General features: G+C 42.6%; 11 protein-coding genes. 2 read left to right on the top strand and 9 right to left on the bottom strand.

The features are described from left to right. Positions 1 to 61 precede the first annotated feature (61 nt). The 7 genes from I8748_RS05385 to I8748_RS05360 form a co-directional block, all read right to left on the bottom strand. The gene (locus tag I8748_RS05385) at positions 62 to 217 is read right to left on the bottom strand and encodes a hypothetical protein (protein WP_198123629.1); all 156 of its coding nucleotides are present in this window, start codon (positions 215 to 217) and stop codon (positions 62 to 64) included. 13 nt (positions 218 to 230) lie between these two features. After that, positions 231 to 947, bottom strand: a complete 717-nt coding sequence (locus I8748_RS05380; RefSeq protein ID WP_198123628.1) for an oxygen-binding di-iron domain-containing protein — start codon at positions 945 to 947, stop codon at positions 231 to 233. 212 nt (positions 948 to 1,159) lie between these two features. Next, complete coding sequence (locus I8748_RS34510) at positions 1,160 to 1,306, bottom strand: hypothetical protein (RefSeq protein WP_214662437.1); 147 nt, start codon at positions 1,304 to 1,306, stop codon at positions 1,160 to 1,162. A 541-nt stretch (positions 1,307 to 1,847) separates the two neighbouring features. Continuing rightward, positions 1,848 to 4,025: a hypothetical protein gene (locus I8748_RS05375; RefSeq protein WP_198123627.1), complete on the bottom strand. Its 2,178-nt coding sequence runs from the start codon at positions 4,023 to 4,025 to the stop codon at positions 1,848 to 1,850. Between the two features lie 360 nt (positions 4,026 to 4,385). Then, complete coding sequence (locus tag I8748_RS05370; RefSeq protein ID WP_198123626.1) at positions 4,386 to 5,360, bottom strand: ATP-grasp domain-containing protein; 975 nt, start codon at positions 5,358 to 5,360, stop codon at positions 4,386 to 4,388. After that, entirely contained in the window at positions 5,323 to 6,060 is a 738-nt protein-coding gene (locus I8748_RS05365) for a hypothetical protein (RefSeq protein ID WP_198123625.1), read from the bottom strand. Before I8748_RS05365 ends, I8748_RS05370 begins: the two co-directional genes overlap by 38 nt. Continuing rightward, positions 6,057 to 7,700 (bottom strand): hypothetical protein, encoded by a 1,644-nt coding sequence (locus I8748_RS05360; protein WP_198123624.1) that lies wholly within the window; start codon positions 7,698 to 7,700, stop codon positions 6,057 to 6,059. The genes I8748_RS05365 and I8748_RS05360 overlap by 4 nt, the downstream gene beginning before the upstream one ends. Positions 7,701 to 9,279: 1,579 nt before the next feature. Here I8748_RS05360 and I8748_RS05355 point away from each other — a divergent pair. Together I8748_RS05355 and I8748_RS05350 are read left to right on the top strand one after the other, a co-directional pair. Next, entirely contained in the window at positions 9,280 to 11,607 is a 2,328-nt protein-coding gene (locus I8748_RS05355) for a CHASE2 domain-containing protein (RefSeq protein ID WP_198123623.1), read from the top strand. Positions 11,608 to 12,149: 542 nt separating this feature from the next. Further along, positions 12,150 to 12,920, top strand: a complete 771-nt coding sequence (locus I8748_RS05350; protein WP_198123622.1) for a DUF928 domain-containing protein — start codon at positions 12,150 to 12,152, stop codon at positions 12,918 to 12,920. On the opposite strand, the gene I8748_RS05345 is transcribed toward I8748_RS05350, so the two are convergent. Together I8748_RS05345 and I8748_RS05340 are read right to left on the bottom strand one after the other, a co-directional pair. Next, positions 12,917 to 15,568: a CHAT domain-containing protein gene (locus I8748_RS05345; RefSeq protein WP_198123621.1), complete on the bottom strand. Its 2,652-nt coding sequence runs from the start codon at positions 15,566 to 15,568 to the stop codon at positions 12,917 to 12,919. The genes I8748_RS05350 and I8748_RS05345 overlap by 4 nt on opposite strands. A gap of 99 nt (positions 15,569 to 15,667) precedes the next feature. Further along, a complete protein-coding gene (locus I8748_RS05340) occupies positions 15,668 to 18,055 on the bottom strand; it encodes a two-partner secretion domain-containing protein (RefSeq protein WP_198123620.1) in 2,388 nt (795 codons plus the stop codon). Positions 18,056 to 18,166 lie beyond the last annotated feature (111 nt).

The following is an 18,166-nucleotide window of genomic DNA, read 5'->3' as shown; positions in this document are numbered from 1 at the left end:
AAAGCCTTGAAATAACTGGGTTTCCACTCAGCACTCAGCACTTTGCTATACTACACAGTTTTTAATGAGCGATGTTGAGCAAGCGATCGCCTACCCCAGAAGAGCCAGAATTGGGGATTTCCAAAAAATCAAAGCGCTCTTCTGTACTCAAACCGGAGCGATCGCTTGCTATAATCAAGAATACTTTTGTAATCGCATTCGCACAACTGATCCTCACGGATACAATCAACTTAATAACCAAAGGTTTGCTTCATTTCTGCCAAAAGCTTCGAGATAAACTCCCCGTAAATAATAGAACCATGCATTGTTGCAAGGTACTTAATGGGTAACTTCTCTATTGCTTCAATCCCTCGAGTGAAGCTTTTGCCTTCAGACATAAACCCGACTTTTTGCTGAAACTTAATGATAGATTCTGTCAGATCCTTGTTGGTAACAGGCTCCTCAAACTGACCAGGATGAGCCGCAAGATCGGAACAAAAAAGTATCTGCTCTTGCGGCTGATAGAATACACAACCCTCCCATCCATGAGGAAAATGAGGAGTTTCAATAAGTATGATATCTCTTTTGCCCAAGGAAAGAACTTGGTTATTCTTCAGAACTGTTGTTGGTCGCAATGCAAAGTCATCCATGTTCGATTGATTCAGAGGACTCACAATTGTTTGTGCTTTTGGAGCTGCTTCAAGCCATTTATTCAGCGCTCCACACTCATCAGCCTCAAGGTGACACAAGGCAATGTAATGAAGTTTTGAAGCGTCGCAGACAGACGAAACAAGCTCATAAGTTTGCTGAAACCAATTTGAGCGACCCGTATGAATAAGCATAGGGCGCTCATCAAGAATAAGAAATTGACTAAAAACGAACTTTTTATTATTTGAGATAGAAAGCTTATATATATTAGGAACTATCTCATCTATGCGTGTGAAGTTAGCATTGAAATGTGTAAACATATTTAGGGGTAAAAAATATCTGACAAAATCCAATTTTTGTGGAAAATTGCCAATTGTGTTTGTAACTCTATATTAGAGGTAGTGGATACAACCTGACTAGAGCAGAGGTATCTGAAGTATAAAAATCTTTTAATAGCAAGTGTTTCGCCCAGATTTATCACAAAAATCCGGCTGACAAACTACAAACTGTATGTTGGCAAAGACCAGAGTGATCACTTTGGTCTTTGCCAAATCACCCCATCTACTCGACGCAATCGGGGGCGATCGCGCTTGATTGATAATCGCCCAAAAAGCCACAAAAAAACGCCGAGACTAAAAATATAAAGGAACAAATGTGCCATTCCACACCCAATATTCATAATCACCATTCCGAAACTTAAACACTCGAACACCTTCTGTTACTTAGCTAGTTCCTCTGCCCAAGCTTAAATCATCGTTAAAAGTCAAAGTGAGTAAAAAATCATCAGTGCGCTGCTGCACCACACTGATTGCATCCTGACTCCTGAATTCTGACTTCTGAATTTTTCTTCAATATGTATAGATTTATTACTTTTATTTAAATAAAAAACAAATCTCATAATGTATTATTGGATTTTGTAAGATATTTTTACTATTTCTTGAAAAATCCAGAAGTCAGAATTCATAAATCAGACTCAACTAGTGGGAGATTCAGACCCACCACTAATTGTAAACCGCTAAATTTCCAATAATTTAGCGGGGGTCTTCAGCCAACTTATTCATCCACGGCAACGATTAGCGTGTCTACAACTGTAGACATCTAGCAACAAGTACAACAGCTGCAAGAAGAACTTGAGCTGTTGCGATCGCACTCACAACAGATCTTAACTGAAAACCAGTCGCAATCAGGGGGGCTGGTAGGAGCGATCGCAAAAGCCCTTTTTAGAAAACCTGAGTAGTGTTCATTTGAAAAACCTTGGCATCATAAAGCGCCACGTTATTAGCCTCGCTTCCTGTGAATGGTCTGCTCAGTATGAAGGTGTTCCCTAATATCTCTTTAATGTATGTACCCTCTTTAATATATCCGTGAGCATCACGAATCCGCTCATTCTTCCGCCACAATGCAGGATGTGACACATTGATAATCCGGTCTGCCTGTGCAGGGTTGAAGTCACCCGTAGTAGAATAGTGAATTCTTGGGAGGTAACGGGCAAAGAGGTATTTGTGTGTTTGCGAGGTTGCTGTTGCAGACACATAGTGTAGAGTGACGAGCTGAGTCTCGGAATCGATGTCTGCGACCCGTCCAAGTTGCACTGTAATATTGATATCGTAAGCTTTTTTCTGAGCAGTGGTTTCCTGCTCAACAGGATTATAGACCTCCGTATGAGACTCAATAATGTCACCTGGTGCTACCAATCCTATGGCTGCCTCTGGCAATAAGAAGCTGCCAGTGCCATCGTCATTCACAGTTACCTCAACATCTTGTAGAACAACATAAGGAATCTTTGAATCTATCCAACGCAATTGCGTGGGCAAACCGCCACTGTCGTCCTGCCAATACATGAAAGCACCCGGCAGCACTGTATCATCTAGCAAATTAGTTGAATATTGAAGTTTGATTATTTGACCGATCCGACCAGATGACTGGGGAGAGACAGCAGTTGGTGGGTTTTGAGTTATGTCATAGGGAATGTCAAAGGTGTAACATTCATTAAATGCAACATTCCATGTATTCCCAGCAATCCAGAAGCGCGGCGCAGCATCCGATCCCCGAACACCGAGTGTGCAGTTATTAAATATGGTTGAACCCACAGAGAGTAGCCACAACGGCTCATCGTTCAAGTTATCGGCTTGAGTGGGTATAGCGTTAGTTGGAATATAAGCGATCGCACCAATCGCGCAACCATTGAACACAGCCCGCGCCATATTTATCAATCGGAATATCGATGGCTTAGTCGGTACACGATTTCTAGAGGGTGTTCCAATGAGTGCAAAGTTACACGAGTTAAATACATACCCATCTCCCGTAGCACCCCCTCCAAGGATGCCAATACTCAGACATGCCTCACAATAAAGTCCATTGATCGATGGTGTCGAACCAAAAGAGAAGGTCTTGAAAATGTACTTTACCCCTCCAATATTTGCACCGAAGATAGATGGGCAATTACCCGTTCCCTTTCCATAATCAGTGCAATTGATAGCGTATTTTGCACCTTCCACTGAGAGGTTTTGTAGGATGACGTTGCGGCTTTGATCTTGGCAGACTGCGATCGCTGTTTTGACTGAGGTGATACTACAGTTAGTAATTGCAATATTCTCTGCATTTTGCGTCAGTCCGTTCGGCGAAATTGCTATCCCGACAATAAACCCGTGGATAGTGCAGTTATCGATTTGGATCGAGCTACTGCCCGATCTTGGGTTGTCGTGATATCCTGCGGGAAGATAATACTCTTCCATGCCTGGATAGCCACCATCTGGGGGTAACGGATGCTTAGAGTCGGGATCTGGTGGCAACTGCTCCTTAGAATCAGGATAGCGAGTAAACGGGTCGATGCAGATGGCTGCATACGGTGAATATGTCTTGTCTCTAACAGGAATGTCTATGTAGTTGCCCTGCTTGTCTTTGACTTTGGCAATGTAGTTGTTGTCGTTGTAGTGTGTTGCCATATCGCGTGGGTTAGCAGTCTCCACCCAGGTATTGAGACCATGAAAAGCCAAATTTTGTATTTTTACTGCGCGGCCGAGTTCGATACAAAGTGCAGGTCGGTCACTAAAGTTCGGGATGATGACTGCTCCATTAAAACCATCACCGTAGGGTGGAGCATCGCCCATAATTTGAATTGAGCAATACGTATAACGCTTGCCAATTGAACTAGTTGTTTCAGGAATCTTTTGCGAGACAACAATAGGAGCATTAATTCGGTAGCGCCCTGGGGGGAAGTAAAGCGTTGCAACTTTGGTTGGAGCAGGGTCATTGAGCGATTGATTAACGATATAATCGACCGCAGCTTGAATATAGGGCTGCCAGTCTTGTTGTAAGTTACCATCACTAGGATAATCTGGTGGTGCAAACGATCGCACATCCACCCATGTACCAATTAGATTGGGAAACGTTGTCATATTTTTTTCCTTTACATTGTTTTGGAAGCATACAAAATATGCCCTAACGATGAGTTTTATCAACTCAAAGCAAACTACGACTAAATTAGATCAGTGCGTCAATAACATACCAAGTGATTAAGAATGCGGAGCATTTTTAAATGAAACTATAGGACTCCTATTTTATTTTTGAAGAAGTTCAGTACAACTCAAAAAGGGTTCTTTCCTATTCCCTACTCCTGTACGGGCGGGTTTAGTAAGACTTTCGTCTTCCCAAAGAGTGACTGCTTAAACCCGCCCCTACCCACTCCCCGCCTTGTGCAAGTAAGTTCAAAAATCAAAGCGGACTGCTATATTTTTGCAATACAATCGAAAAACCTGTCAAAGCCCGGTCTTTGTAGATAGCAGAAGTTGGGCAATAGCTTCGTCAATCGGCTGATCTGTCATGTCTTGATAGTAGCTAAATGCGGGTGAAGGATTCACCTCAAAGCAATACCAAATGTCATCAGAGCCTTTGCGTAAATCAATCCCTGCAACAGGCAAGTCTAACGCACGCGAGAGATCCCGGCAACTTTGAACAATATCCTGTGGCAGTGTGTAGGGAAAGAGGCTCACACACATTCCCTCCCTAACTGCGTATCTATAATCACTGGCCGCTGAGATAATTTTACAGGCAAAGACTTCCTCCCCCACTACATGAACCCGATAATCTGTACCTGCAATGTATGCTTGAAATTGCGTTGGACAAGATGCGACATGCAAAAGCCGCGGCGCGTGTGCGTGGCTCAGACGCGACACAATACTGCGTACTCCGCTGATCGATTTATAAATGATCTCTTGGTGCTGTGTCCAAAATATACGGACTGCTTCTTGAGAAGTTGTAATGAGTGTTTCGGGAGTGGCAAAACCGCAGGCACGAATCAGGCTAGACTGATACGGCTTGGAGTTGTTACTTGCCATTGCACGTGGACGATTAATCACCAAAGCTTCAGTGAGATCAGCCCACAATAACAAGGTATCATCAATACGCATTGCGTGTTCCCAGGCTGCACTCCCTACGCCAGCACGCTCTATCAGAGGCAAGCGCGCAGACTCGTGGGGTCGCAAATAGGCAGCGGTTACTTTGTTCAGATCGATCACCTGATTTGGAGTCCGCACCCAACCATGAACAGTATCTCCCACAATCAATGAAACTTCTGTTTCCAGAACCTCACTCTGATCAATGAAAGCAACCTTACACCCCTTGCGATGGAGCGCCTGCTGAACCATACTTAGTGGCGTATCTTCTGGCAAGCCCCACAGCAGAATTGTCTTACACTCACGCCAGGGCGTGCTGGGAGCAAACGGGTGTTGCATAATCCCTCTCCTCTTGAAAGTACTTGAGAATCGCATGGGCAACCTCGTCATCAGCCAAATTTGGGAATGGGTTAGCACTCACAAATAACGCTCCTGGCTTTGAACTACTGAAATCAACAGAGAGCAAATTTGTTCCAGCTGTGGCTGCTAGACGTTGGGCTTGCTGTGCCAAGGTTGTGTGTCCTTCCCCTATGCAGCGTTTCCCCACTACTGTGATCGTCACGATGTTCGCTGCTGATTCCTTCACTGCTTGATGACGACCAAAGTACTCTCGCCGCTCTACTGGGGAAATGGGAATGCCGACTCGAGCCGCAGCATACGTCCATTGCTCTCTTCGCCAGCCTGGCCCTGAAAGACAGGTAGGAGTCGGGCGATTGAGAACAGGGCCTGAAAAAGATGTTAACCAGGCAAGGAGGAAAGCTGTCATCTCAACCGCAACATATGCTCGGTCTGCTGCAATAATATGTCCCAACTCCTGTTGAGGGACGCCACTTAACCGGGTCAGCACACCGCTAATCTCCTGTGCAGCAACTTCCTGTCCCCCAATGACAGCTGTCGAGGAGTACACATCATGAGGAAAGTAGCGCCATCCTGTAGTAGAGAGATCCTCAGCAGTGAGGAGCCTGACATTGTGTGATTTCCAACGTTGCAGGAGGGCGCTAGCAACTGCATCGTGACGACTGGCGATAATGACGATCATTGGTTACTTTTTTGTTTTCTCTCTTCAGTTGCGCGCAAGGCTTGCATACCGACCTGAGGACGTTCTTCAGGACGAATGAAAGCCTGTCCACTGGCAGGGACTTCATCAGACAAATCACCCTCAGCAGTGTTCGTTATACTGCTCAAGCTCTCGAAGGCGTCGTTTTCTTTTTCTTTTGCGATTTTCTCAATGAGTGTCGCTTTGTCGTCCTCTTTGCCTTCTTTCTCTTTACCTTCTTTGCCTTCTTTACCTTCTTTACCTGGTTTGCTCAGCCCTATTGGCAAAGATTTGAAGCTGATGGAACCGTCTTTACTAGTAAGGCGTGCCACTGGCAAGAAATACCAGGTGCTGTTTTTTGTATATGGTAGAGTTCGCGCGGCCGTAGATGCAATACGGCGAGATACAGTATTCGTCGGTGCCGGCTTATGAGAAGACTTTGCTGAGAAAAGACTATCGATAGAGGCTGGTGCTAAAAAAGCTTCAGCAGAGGATGTAAAAATGAATGTTTTGAATAATGTAAAATCCGATCCGTTTTGGGTAGAAGATAATTGAAATAAACTTGCCTCCTCATCAGGTGACAGAGCCTTGCCAACTTCTTCAGGTAATAGAGCCTTACCAACTTCTTCAGGTAATAGAGCCTTACCAACTTCTTCAGGTAATAGAGCCTTACCAATTTCTTCAGATAATAGAGCCTCGCTAACTTCATCTGTAGGCGAGAGACTCAACTGTAAAACAGTTATATAGAGGTTCATAGGAGGCGTAGAACCAAAGCCAACATTGGTTGCAGTGTAATCAAAATATGCTGTCTTTCCAGGCAAGGGTGGCTGCGGGGCAATAAACATAGGATAGAGCAATCCTACCGCCTGGGGTGGAGAAGGATTAAATTGGTAGGAGGTACAGAAGAACCCTTGGAGCGGGCCTCTCTTTGGATGGGGGTCGCTTTCTTTCCAGTTGTTTGCAGAACTATTAAAATTTAGAGTGATCGTACATTCTTTATCCGGATTATTATTGTCATAGATAAATAACACTCCTGTTCCATTGCCATTGTCCGTGTAACCATAGACTAGAACCTGATGATTATTGAAAGGAGATGAGGTAGTGCCGATCAAGCAAATGGGCCAAGGTGTTCCCGAATCAATGTACTGCTTCAACCTCACCCACTCAGTCTTTGTGTAATTAAACAAGATGTCTGCTCTTTTGAGAATGTGCAAAATAAACATCCATTGAAGAGTCGTGAAAGCAGCCCCTCCACTGATCATACTATCCATAAGCCGCTGCCAGATGTAGTCACGCAGCTTGCCCCCTTGTAAAGTAGTGTGATCAGGACTACTGTCAGAAAATCCACGCTCAATGATCAGATTAGCCTTGTAATAATCAAGAGCAGCATACGCCATGCCACCGCACAGACCATAATTCTGACTCAATTGATTATCAATGAGATTCTTCAAACGATTGATGAGTATGCCTATCAGGATCGGGTCAGGCGGAATTAGCGGAATCAGACCAAGGACAGCCACAAAAACAACTTCATTAAATTTTGAGTAAACAATATCTTTTTCTGATTCTTCAAAAGACCAAGAGTTGCTAAAAGCAAACCCGTCAATATCGGGATGAAAGTTGAGTTTGACTGTTGTTACCATTATTTTCTCCTTGCTTTGTGTGAGTTTTTACAAACATTGAATCTGCGCGAGATGTTGCAGATACTTGTCTTTACTGTTTGGATAATCAGTGAAGCTTGTCACGATCATAGAAGTTGTGCCATTTATTGCAGAATCAAAAATGTCAACTCCACCACTATTCACCAAGATACTTTCAGAAGATGAAGTCAAAATGAATAATTTTATCAAACAGAATTCAGGAGTCAGGAGCCAGAATAAGAAATTGAATTCTGTGCGTAGGCGTGGATGAATAAATGGGTTTAAGACCCCCACCAAATTTCAAGAGCGGTGGTCTTCAATCAGTGGCGGGTCTAAATCCCCCTAGAATTGCATTCTGACTCCTGAATTCTGACTTCTGAATTCTTCTTCAAACTTCATACTTCAGCCTTCAGTTAGCTCTTCAGGCAACAAAATTGCTATAACTTTAATATGGGCCTGGTGGGTAATTTAAATTAGATTGGAAGTATGGGCCAGGTGGGAATAATAGATTAGATTGGAGATCTGGGACAATGATTCCCCCTCCAACTACAACTGTTGACTCTTCATCCGAAAGCTCTTGCAAATCTACCTGCTCCACTTTGGGTAGCTCTGAGAGTTTTACAAATTGGGCTGTAACCTTTGATGAATTAGACTGATTTTTGCGAAACATATAGTTTTATCCTTGAGTTATTGAGTTAGTGATAGTAGAAACTTAGCTTTCTATTGGTGTAAATAGTAGTTAGCTAATCTAACTTTGTCTATTGCTCTATGTAATTAGTAAACTACTTGATAACCAACGGTTAATATCCCCAAAAAGTAGATATAGCTTACGCAATGATCAAAAGCTAAATATGTGAATTAATACCAACATATTAATTAAGAAAGTTAAGCCCGCTATCTTTACTTCTATAATTTTTAAGAGGTATTAAGTAGAATTAACTGATTTAGCTTGACCAAGCTTACACTCTAGTTAGGCGTCGTTTCCTATTGATAGTATGTTATATGCTTGAAGCAAATAGTTGAGTCCAATTTAGGACTTGAAAAATTCAGGTAAATTCAGGTAAATTCAGGACTAGTACTTATCTTTTGGCAAAACTTATGATACTCAGGCAGAATTGCTAAAAGCAGAGTATTGATATTGTTGAAAATCACTGTTGAGCAACTCTAAGTAATTGCTTAAAAATATATGTATCTAGATTTACATAAAATTCCACAATATCCTGAAAAGGAAAGCTTTGCGTGGCAAGTTCATAGGCAGCTTAGTTGTTCAAAAATCAAATAGGAGTCCTATAGGAATGTCACTAAGAAAAGACGAAACCTAGTTAGGACAGGCTGAGTGGGGGTGGCTGTTGTGGGTGTAAGGTGTAGTGCTATGGAAATTGAATTTTAGTGCGCCATACAGAACCCCGTTCTTCTTAATTCCCCACACCCCAAAACCAGTAATATCAAGGGTTAGAGTTTATCTTAAGTGCCATTTGAGTTATATAGCTTTCTTTTATGGAAGTTGGAAAAATAAAAAATTTTTGGCTTTTAGCACACAAAAAATTAATACTCACTCAAATTGATGGAATAAGGATAATTGATGAGCGCAGAATCTAACTTTGTCTACCAATATCAGCCAGGAGGAAGCCTCTGTGCTGATGCTCCTACTTATGTTGTCAGACAAGCAGACCATGAGCTTTATGAGGCTCTGTTGGCTAGGGAGTATTGCTACGTTCTTACTTCTCGACAGATGGGCAAGTCTTCGCTTAGGGTACAGACAATGAGCAAGTTGCAAGCACAAGGAATTATCTGTACCGAAATTGAGTTATCGGGAATTGGCAGTCAGCAGATTACAGCACAGCAGTGGTATGGGGGGATCATCCAAGAGTTGGTAAGTGGATTTCAACTTCAGGTAAATCGACGTAGTTGGTTACAGGAGCGCGAAGATATTTCTCCGTTGCAACGTTTAGGTGAATTTATAGAAACAGTTCTGCTGGCTCAGATCCATAAATCGTTAGTCATCTTTATCGATGAAATTGATAGCGTCCTCAATTTGAGCTTCCCAACAGATGACTTCTTTGCTTTGCTCCGCAACTGTTATGATAGGCGTGCTGACAAACCAGAATACAGACGCCTAACCTTTGTGCTGTTAGGAGTAGCGACGCCATCGGATTTGATTGATGACCCCCATTCTACCCCCTTCAATATTGGACGGTCAATTGAACTAAAAGGTTTTCAACTGCATGAAAGTGCGGCTTTAGCTGAGGGACTCGCTAAAAAAGCGAGCAATTCCCAAGCCGTATTGAGAGAAGTATTGCATTGGACGGGGGGACAACCATTTCTCACTCAGAAACTCTGTTGGCTAATTGCTAATTCTGAAACCTTTTTTGCTGCGGGTGACGAAGCCAAGGGTGTTGAACAGCTAGTACAAGCGCGAGTAATTGATAATTGGGAATCCCAAGACGAGCCAGAGCATTTGAGGACGATACGAGATCGTCTTTTGAGGAATACTCGTTTTAGTCTACAGATGCTTTTGTTGTATCAAAAAATTCTGCTATCTGGCAAAATTGCTCCTAAAAACTACCGTGAATACCTAGAATTGCGGCTATCCGGGTTGGTGACTCAACAGCAGGGAAGTTTAGTTGTCAAAAACCGCATCTATCAATTAGTGTTTAATTTGAATTGGGTAGCGACACATTTAAAAACTTTGCGCTCCCGTTCGACTGCACTTCCTGTCTGGGCAGTACTGGTAGTGAGTTGCTTATTTGGTATTTTAACAATGGCAGTGCGATCGCTAGGGGTGTTGCAAGCCGTTGAACTCAAAGCTTTAGACCACCTCATGCGCCATTTACCAATCGAATCAGCAGATCAGCGTCTTTTGCTGGTTGGTGCAGATGAAGCGGATATCAGTCAATATGGTTATCCCATTCCCGATGCCATCCTTGCCCAGATCCTAAACAAACTCAATCAGTATAAACCGCGAGTGATCGGCTTGGACATTGTTCGTGAGCGCCCTGTACCGCCAGGAAATGCAGCACTAGTAGAGCATCTACAGCGAAATCAAAACTTGATTGCCGTCTGTGCAATTGACAAAGACTCTAGTCAAAGTATCAAGCCCCCGCCGCAAATTCCAACTGCAAGAGTTGGTTTTGCTGACTTATACCCTGACTTACAGCAAAATAATCAAGATTATACTATCCGTCGCTATCTTTTATCCCGCACTCCCAATCCTGACTCTGCTTCTTCTAGTTGTACAACTAACTATTCTTTCGGTTTTCAGTTGTCATACCGCTATCTGCAAGCTAAAGGCATTGCAGTCAAGGTTCAGACAAGTGATTGGATGTTCGGCCCAATTCTCGCCAAACGTTTGGAATCGCGCAGTGGTGGGTATCAAAACTTAGATGACCGAGGAAACCAATTGTTGCTCCATTACCGCAAGACCGCCGATCCCAAGAAGATAGCTCAGCAAGTTACTTTTAGAGATGTCCTCAACAATAACTTTAACCCAGCTTTGGTTGAGAAGCGGGTTGTTCTGATTGGCATGACAGCAACAAGTATTCAAGATTTTCACGATACACCCTTTGGTAGAATGCGAGGGCTACAGGTTCATGCACACTTAATTAGTCAAATTCTCAGTGCCGTTGAGGATAAAAATCGACCTCTGTTATGGTGGTGGCCCTTATGGGGAGATGCTGTGTGGATTGTGTTTTGGTCAACCACAGGTGGGCTAATTATTTGGTATTTGAGGGCATCACTACACCGAGGTGTGGCGATCGCCATCTGCGTCTTGGTTTTATATGGGCTTTGCTGGTTTACCTTAACAAAAGGTGGTTGGCTCCCGCTTGTCCCATCAGTATTAGCTTTAGTTGGTACTGGGGGAAGCATACTGGTTGGGGAGTACTTTTTTGATGTCAGAAAAAAAACTTGAATTTTTTTGAAAAAAATACAAGGAAAATCCTAAGCACTGTAGTATCAGATTAGTTGATACAAAGCAGCGAACCTTCTGAGCGGTGACGTTAAGAAGGTTGGCAACCGCTACATCACAACAGTTTTTCTGATGAAAAACTGCACCACTTGCTTTTCCTGTGTCAAGACGCTCTGACTATTTTGCTTCTTTAAAGAGGTACAAGTCGTCAGAGCCACCCAAGGTAGTAGCTCTCCACAAGAGTTTGATGAAATTCGGTTATGAAAATTAAATGTGTTTTAGCTAAGACAGTGTTTCTCAAAAAGTAGAATTTTCGAGATACCAATCTTCAAAAACACTATGTTTAACGTGAGTTCGACAAGTGCTGTTTTGACCTCTCCCCCGGCCCCTCTCCTACGAGGAGAGGGGAGTAAAAGTATTATTTTTTCATTGCTCCTCCCTCGCCTTTCAGGAGAGGGAGGTTGGGAGGGAGAGGTTCATCGAACTCACGTTATGTTTATACTTCACTGGCTGAGGCGCAACATCATAATAATCAAGTTTTCTCCATGATCAGTAAGCTACTTCAACCACCAATTAAACTTGCTTTGGCTATTATTTTGGCACTGACAATGCTAGGCAGTAACTCTGCATCAATCAAAGCAGAAAATAACCCAAATAATAATTCTGACCCACCACCAGTGCCTAATACAGGTACGCCTTCAGGCGACCCTACACCAGGAACAACACGTCCCCAGGCAACTTGCCCAAAGACGAGCAAGCCTTTGACTGCCTTAATGGCTAATAATGGTAGTGATTATACACTTTCTGAGTATCCAACTTTTTGGTTTTATGTTCCCTATGCTCCGGATCAAATAAGTTATATGGAGTTTTTGCTCCTTGATGGGAAAGAACGTCAGACTATTTACCAAACTGCTGTCAAGCTTACAGAAAAACCAGGAATTATCAAAATCAAAATTCCCTCTGAGTCTCAATACTCTTTTAAATTCAACGAAATCTACCACTGGTACTTTAAAGTTAACTGTAAATCGGAGCGAACCAATCAGCCTGAACTAGTAATAGATGGTTGGGTGCAACGGCAACCTCTAAACTTACATTTGAGAAATCAGATAGAAGTTGCACACCCAAAAGAATATCTGATCCATAAAGAAAATGCTTTTTGGTACGATGCGATCGCTAATTTGGCCCAACAACATTTTTCTCATCCAGAAAATCTCCAACTGCATGAAGATTGGGCTAACCTGTTGAAATTTTTAGGTTATGAATGGGTAATAGAAGAACCATTTGTAAATTCAGTTTTACTGCCGTCCCTTGATTAAAACCAATTGCCAACTAAAACATAAGGTGCCCAATAATAGGGGTTTTGATACTTTGGTTCCTGCAACAAAGCTTGCTGGGCACGATGGAGTGCCTGAGCCTTACTCATTCCTGGCTGATTTAACTGTTTGTAGAACTGCCCCATTAATTTGACAGTAGATTCATCACTCACTTGCCACAGAGTAGCCAGGGTGCTGCGTGCCCCCGACTTCACAGCTAACCCAGCTAGCCCCAAAGTTGCTCTACTGTCACCTTCTGCTGTTTCACAAGCACTGAGGACAAGTAATTCTATTGCACCAGATGCCCCTTGCTTACCACTAACCAGCAAGTTATTTAAATCGTTGGATTTGAGGAGTTCACCGTAGGCGAGAATAAATGTTTGTTCGGGGTCAGAACTGAAATTTCCGTGAGTGGCTAAATGCACAACGGAAAAACCACCGGATTTTAAATTCTGCTGTAGAGTTGCTCGAGTAAATTCTGAATTGATTAGAATCTTACTCGATGCTACTTGCTTAATTTGCTGCAATTCTGCTGTGGTGTTGATTGGGTCAAAACGACGGTTTTCTACTTCCAAAGCAGTACTAATACCAGCACCCAAAATTTTTAATTGCTTGGGCTTTGTTCGGATGTCAAAAAGCTGGGCGTTCGGAAGCAAGGCGAGAGTGTACTTTTTTTCGATGAGATACTTGTTGGTTTTACTATCATAAAGAATAGACATCGGAATATTCCGCAAGTTGCCATCCAATACAAATACTAAAGTTTCTATTTCGTTGCTTTTTTGCAGATGCGACTCAAGTGGTTCGAGTAACCATTCATAAACTTGTTGAGATATCTTTCTCACTTTCCCAGCGTTGCGTCCTAATAGGGCTGTTCTTAATTCTTCGAGGGTCTTTTCCACCACCGCCTGCTGGACTAAATGCCCATAATGTCCTATTGGTTGTCCTGGCAACTTGAAAATCACTTCTAATCTATCTTTGAGAATAATCGGGTAGATGAATGCTGCTTGACGCGAGACTTGCTCAAGGTTCTGGTTAAGCGACACTGTTTGAGTAAGGTTGCAGCCCAGAAAATTTTCTAGTTCCGCCAGTTGCAGGGAGTCAATGTTTGCGATCGCTCTTTTGAGATTTTCCTGACTGGGCTGCACATTTCCTTGGTTGCTTAAAAGCAAATCGACTAATTCTCGGTAGAGGGGTTCCGCCTGATCCCTAAAGGAAAACTGAACATCTGGATTGATAGTGAACAAGTCGCTGCGAACGGATTTGAGCGTTTCTACTGCGGTAGTATAACTGGCGATCGCTCCTTTGGTGTCTTTTTGTTTTTCTAGTAAGCGTCCCAACTGCCACTCCCAGCGGTAACGAATTTCGGGAGCTAAAATTTCCTGAGCTATGAACAGGGCTTTTTGGGTGAGGTTTTGAGCATCTGACCACTGTTTGGTCAATTCATACAGCTCGCCCATCTGACCAAGGGCGTAGGATTCGGCTCTCAGGTCTTGCAGCCTTTGAGCCTGTTGAACTGAAGTTGCTAAAATCTTGGCAATTTCTGGCCACGAAGGGCTTGGTTGAGCAGGAGTTTGTGCTAACAGTCGTTCTCGCTGTTCGTCGTTTATGCATGAAATTGCTTTTGTGTCAATATCCAGTTTGAGACAAGTCAGGCTCCGGGCCAAGTTCAGTTGGGCATAGATTGCTGTTCGACTAGGAGGTAAGTTGGCAATCGACTGCTGGATTTGAGGCCATAGTTTGTTTGCTTGTGACTTTTGTCCAGTCTCCACCAAAAGGCTCAGCTGATTCAGTTGAGGCTGAATTTGCCTCCCCAACTCTGACGCCTGTTGATAAAATTTGAGAGCATATTGAGCGTGTTCAATCCCCTCTTGATTTTTGCCGATGGCAATGGCTCTATGACTGAGAGCTAGTTCAGTGTTGCCCAATTCCAACAGAGCTGAAGCCTTGGCTGATGATCCTATGGCAATTTCCACACTTTGGGCTAAAACCTGTCTGGACTGGGCTAGTTTACCAACTCGCCTGAGAGCATTACCAAAGTGAAGTAATCCTGTAGCTTTGAGAGCAGGGTCGGATTCAAAGTTGAGGATTTCGTTGATCTGCGCTAAAGTTTTTTCGGCTTGGTGGCTCAATCCTAAAGCTTGTAAAGCTTTGGCTTGGTTGAGTGAGCTACCAATGACCCCTATGTGATTGCCAGCTTTCGCATAGGTAGCTGTTGTCTGCTTCCAGGTTGCAAGCGCCTCCTCTAAATTCCCCTTTGCCCATTCCAAGCTGCCTTGAGTATTCAGGGCTTTGGCTTGAATTTCCCAATATGTTTGGGAGGGGGTTAAATCTTTGAGATTGTGCAGCAAGTTGAGACTTTTGGCGATCGCATCTTCAGCAGCTGACCACTGTCCTAACTCCTGATAAGCTGATGAAAGGTTGCTCAACACTAGCGCTTCTGTGAGGCTATCTCCTTGTTGAGCAAAGGTAGAAACTACTTGTTGCCAGACTGCGATCGCCTCAGAGAACTGTTGGGCCTCGTAGAGTTTTATGCCCTGTTGCAGTAATAATTGGGCGTTTGGAGTTTGAACGGTCTTTGCAAAAACGACTTCTACCTGTTGAGCCAAAAAAGTGGGAGTACTAATGCTTAATACCAACAATACCAGAAACATTATTCTCCGAATACGGAAAGACGCTGCTTTTAAAAACCTCGGCCTCACTTGATGTTTCACTCCACTTGCTTACTGCTCACTATTTACTGTTTCGGTCAGCTAACGCAAGCCACAACGACCTTGGAATGTGGCAGTGGGCACTTGAGCGATGAGTTCTACATTCCCATTTTTGTTGACAATCCACCCTTTAGCTTCCACAATCTGCTCAGGGCTTATTGTGGCTGAATTCTCAGCTAATTGTCTTGGCAGTTGCACGTCCCTCCAGACTTCACTGTTGTCAAGGGATTCATAAGGACTGGGTGGTAATCCACCGCGTCCGGTGGCGACCAAGGAACTTTGGCTTTGCCGACTACCAGGATTACAGGCGGTGGAAATTTGCTTGGATGGGTCAACCAAATTGCTGGGTAATTCAACTAAGCCACGATTAGGATCAGTAGGATCAGTATTAAGGTTGATTGTGCCAGATGAGCCAAATTGTGAACTGGCATCAATGTCATTAGTTGTGTTTTTTGGGGTTGAACTGCGTTCTGCAATGCCAAAAATATTAGTACTTGTAATGTTAATTTGACCACCTTGCCCTTGAAAGGCGTTGGCGATGATATCATTATTTCGGTAGGGAGCAGCAACGATAAAACCGTTAGGAGCAATAATATTGATGTTGCCGCCGTTAGCCCTGTTAAAGGCTTCTGCGGAAATGAGACTTTGATTTTGCAAGAATAATAATTTGAGGTCTTGCAGCTTGATGTTTGCACCTTCTCCAGCATTAGTCTCAGCTGTAAGGCGACCTTGGTTAAGGCGAATAGTGTTGGCTGAAATAGTTAAATTCCCAGCAGAACCCGAACCTTTGCCACTGACACTAATTTCTGCACCATTCTGAACAGTTAATGTCCTTGTGTTAATTCTCAAGTTACCAGCACTACCAGAACCCTCACTAGTAGCCAACAAACTACTAGGAACAGTTTGACCATTCCTATCAATAGCAGTGCCAGTCAAAATTACAGAATCAGATGTATGTATATCCAACGTCCCCGCATCTCCTTGGCTACCATTAGTTGTTGCAACCGATATCCTTGCACCATCTTTAACAACTAGACGGGGAGTATTGATTATTATGTCTCCTCCCTTACCTGTTGTAGGCACTTTACCACCTCCTCTACTCTGAGAAACCAGTCCACTAGAGTAATCGCTAGTTCTCACTACTGGATCGCTTGCTTCTACAGATTCAGAGGCGTTTACTTTTAAAATTCCCCCTTTGCCAGCACCAAGGGTAGAAGTTGATATTTGCCCTCCATTACCGAGAATTACTTTCTTAGTAAAAATCTCGATTTTTCCAGCATCGCCAGCATTTTTTTGTATACTAAAAGTCCGAACATTTATGCTAGTCAAAGATTGGGTGCTTCCTAGTATTCCTTGTACCTCTACAGATTCATCAGCATCAATAGTTAAATCTCCTCCCCTTCCAGAGTCAAAAGTAGACGCTTCTATAACTCCACCTGCATCAACAAGTAACCGTTTTGTTTGAAATATTATGTCACCTCCTGCTCCAGATTTAGTAGTTAGCGTAAATACTGCGGAATCACCACTTACTTCTACAGATTCAGATGCTTTAATTATTAAGGGTTGACCTGAGTTATTTCCTCGGTTTATCCCTCCTACTTGCGAGTCATTTGTGATTACAATATTTTTGCCATACAACTGAATAGCGCCACTGTTTTTATCACTACTTGTATAAATAGAAGTATTTTGGGTTACTTGAATATTTTCAAATCTCTGTACGTTAGCATATCCTAATGCCCAGCCTTTGGTAAGTGGAATTAGTGTAACTAAATTATTATTAGCTACACTTCCTAAATCAATTCGACCACCTGGTGCTCTTAGTTGTCCACCCTTTATAAATATATCACCACCTAACATAGCTAAAGTTTCATCTCGTGAAACACTAAGCATAGACCCATCAATTTTAATTGGTTTAGCAAGTTCCCCAAATTGCAAACCTATAGGGATATTTTCACTCAGTAACGGTGGCGTTTTGGTATCATGAACACTAAACTGATTTCCATCAGAAAAAATGAGTTTATTAGCTGTACTTGCTATAAAAGAACCATTAATATTTAACGAGGCATTTGAACCAAAAATAATACCATTAGGATTAATCAAAAAAAGATTGGCAGAACCCTCAGTTTTGAGCAAACCATCTATGTAAGAGATTGAGCGTCCTGTAATGCGGCTAATAATATATTTTACATTTGAGTTGTTGGCAAATGAAGCTATTCCCCCTTGGGGAATAGAAAATTCTTTAAAACTGTGAAAAAGGTTGTCTCCTACTTGGTTTCCATTAGTAATAATGAAGTTTAATTTGTCAGTACTTTCAACTGTTGTGGATAAAGTTCCGTCAGATGAAATTTGTGCATAAGTTCGATCATTTTGAGTTGTAAAGCATAAAACAAACAAATTTATTATCCAAATATAGTAAATCCACTTTTTCATAAAAAATTAATGTTATCCAATTTTTATTTCATTAATTGGCTATTGGTGTATACAATATTTAATTCTATTTCCTATTTTTTAAGGAAATAGAATTAAATATATCTATTTTAT

The organism is Amazonocrinis nigriterrae CENA67 (assembly GCF_016056305.1).
Taxonomy (GTDB): Bacteria; Cyanobacteriota; Cyanobacteriia; order Cyanobacteriales; family Nostocaceae; genus Amazonocrinis; species Amazonocrinis nigriterrae.
This window is presented reverse-complemented; position numbering and strand designations above follow the sequence as displayed.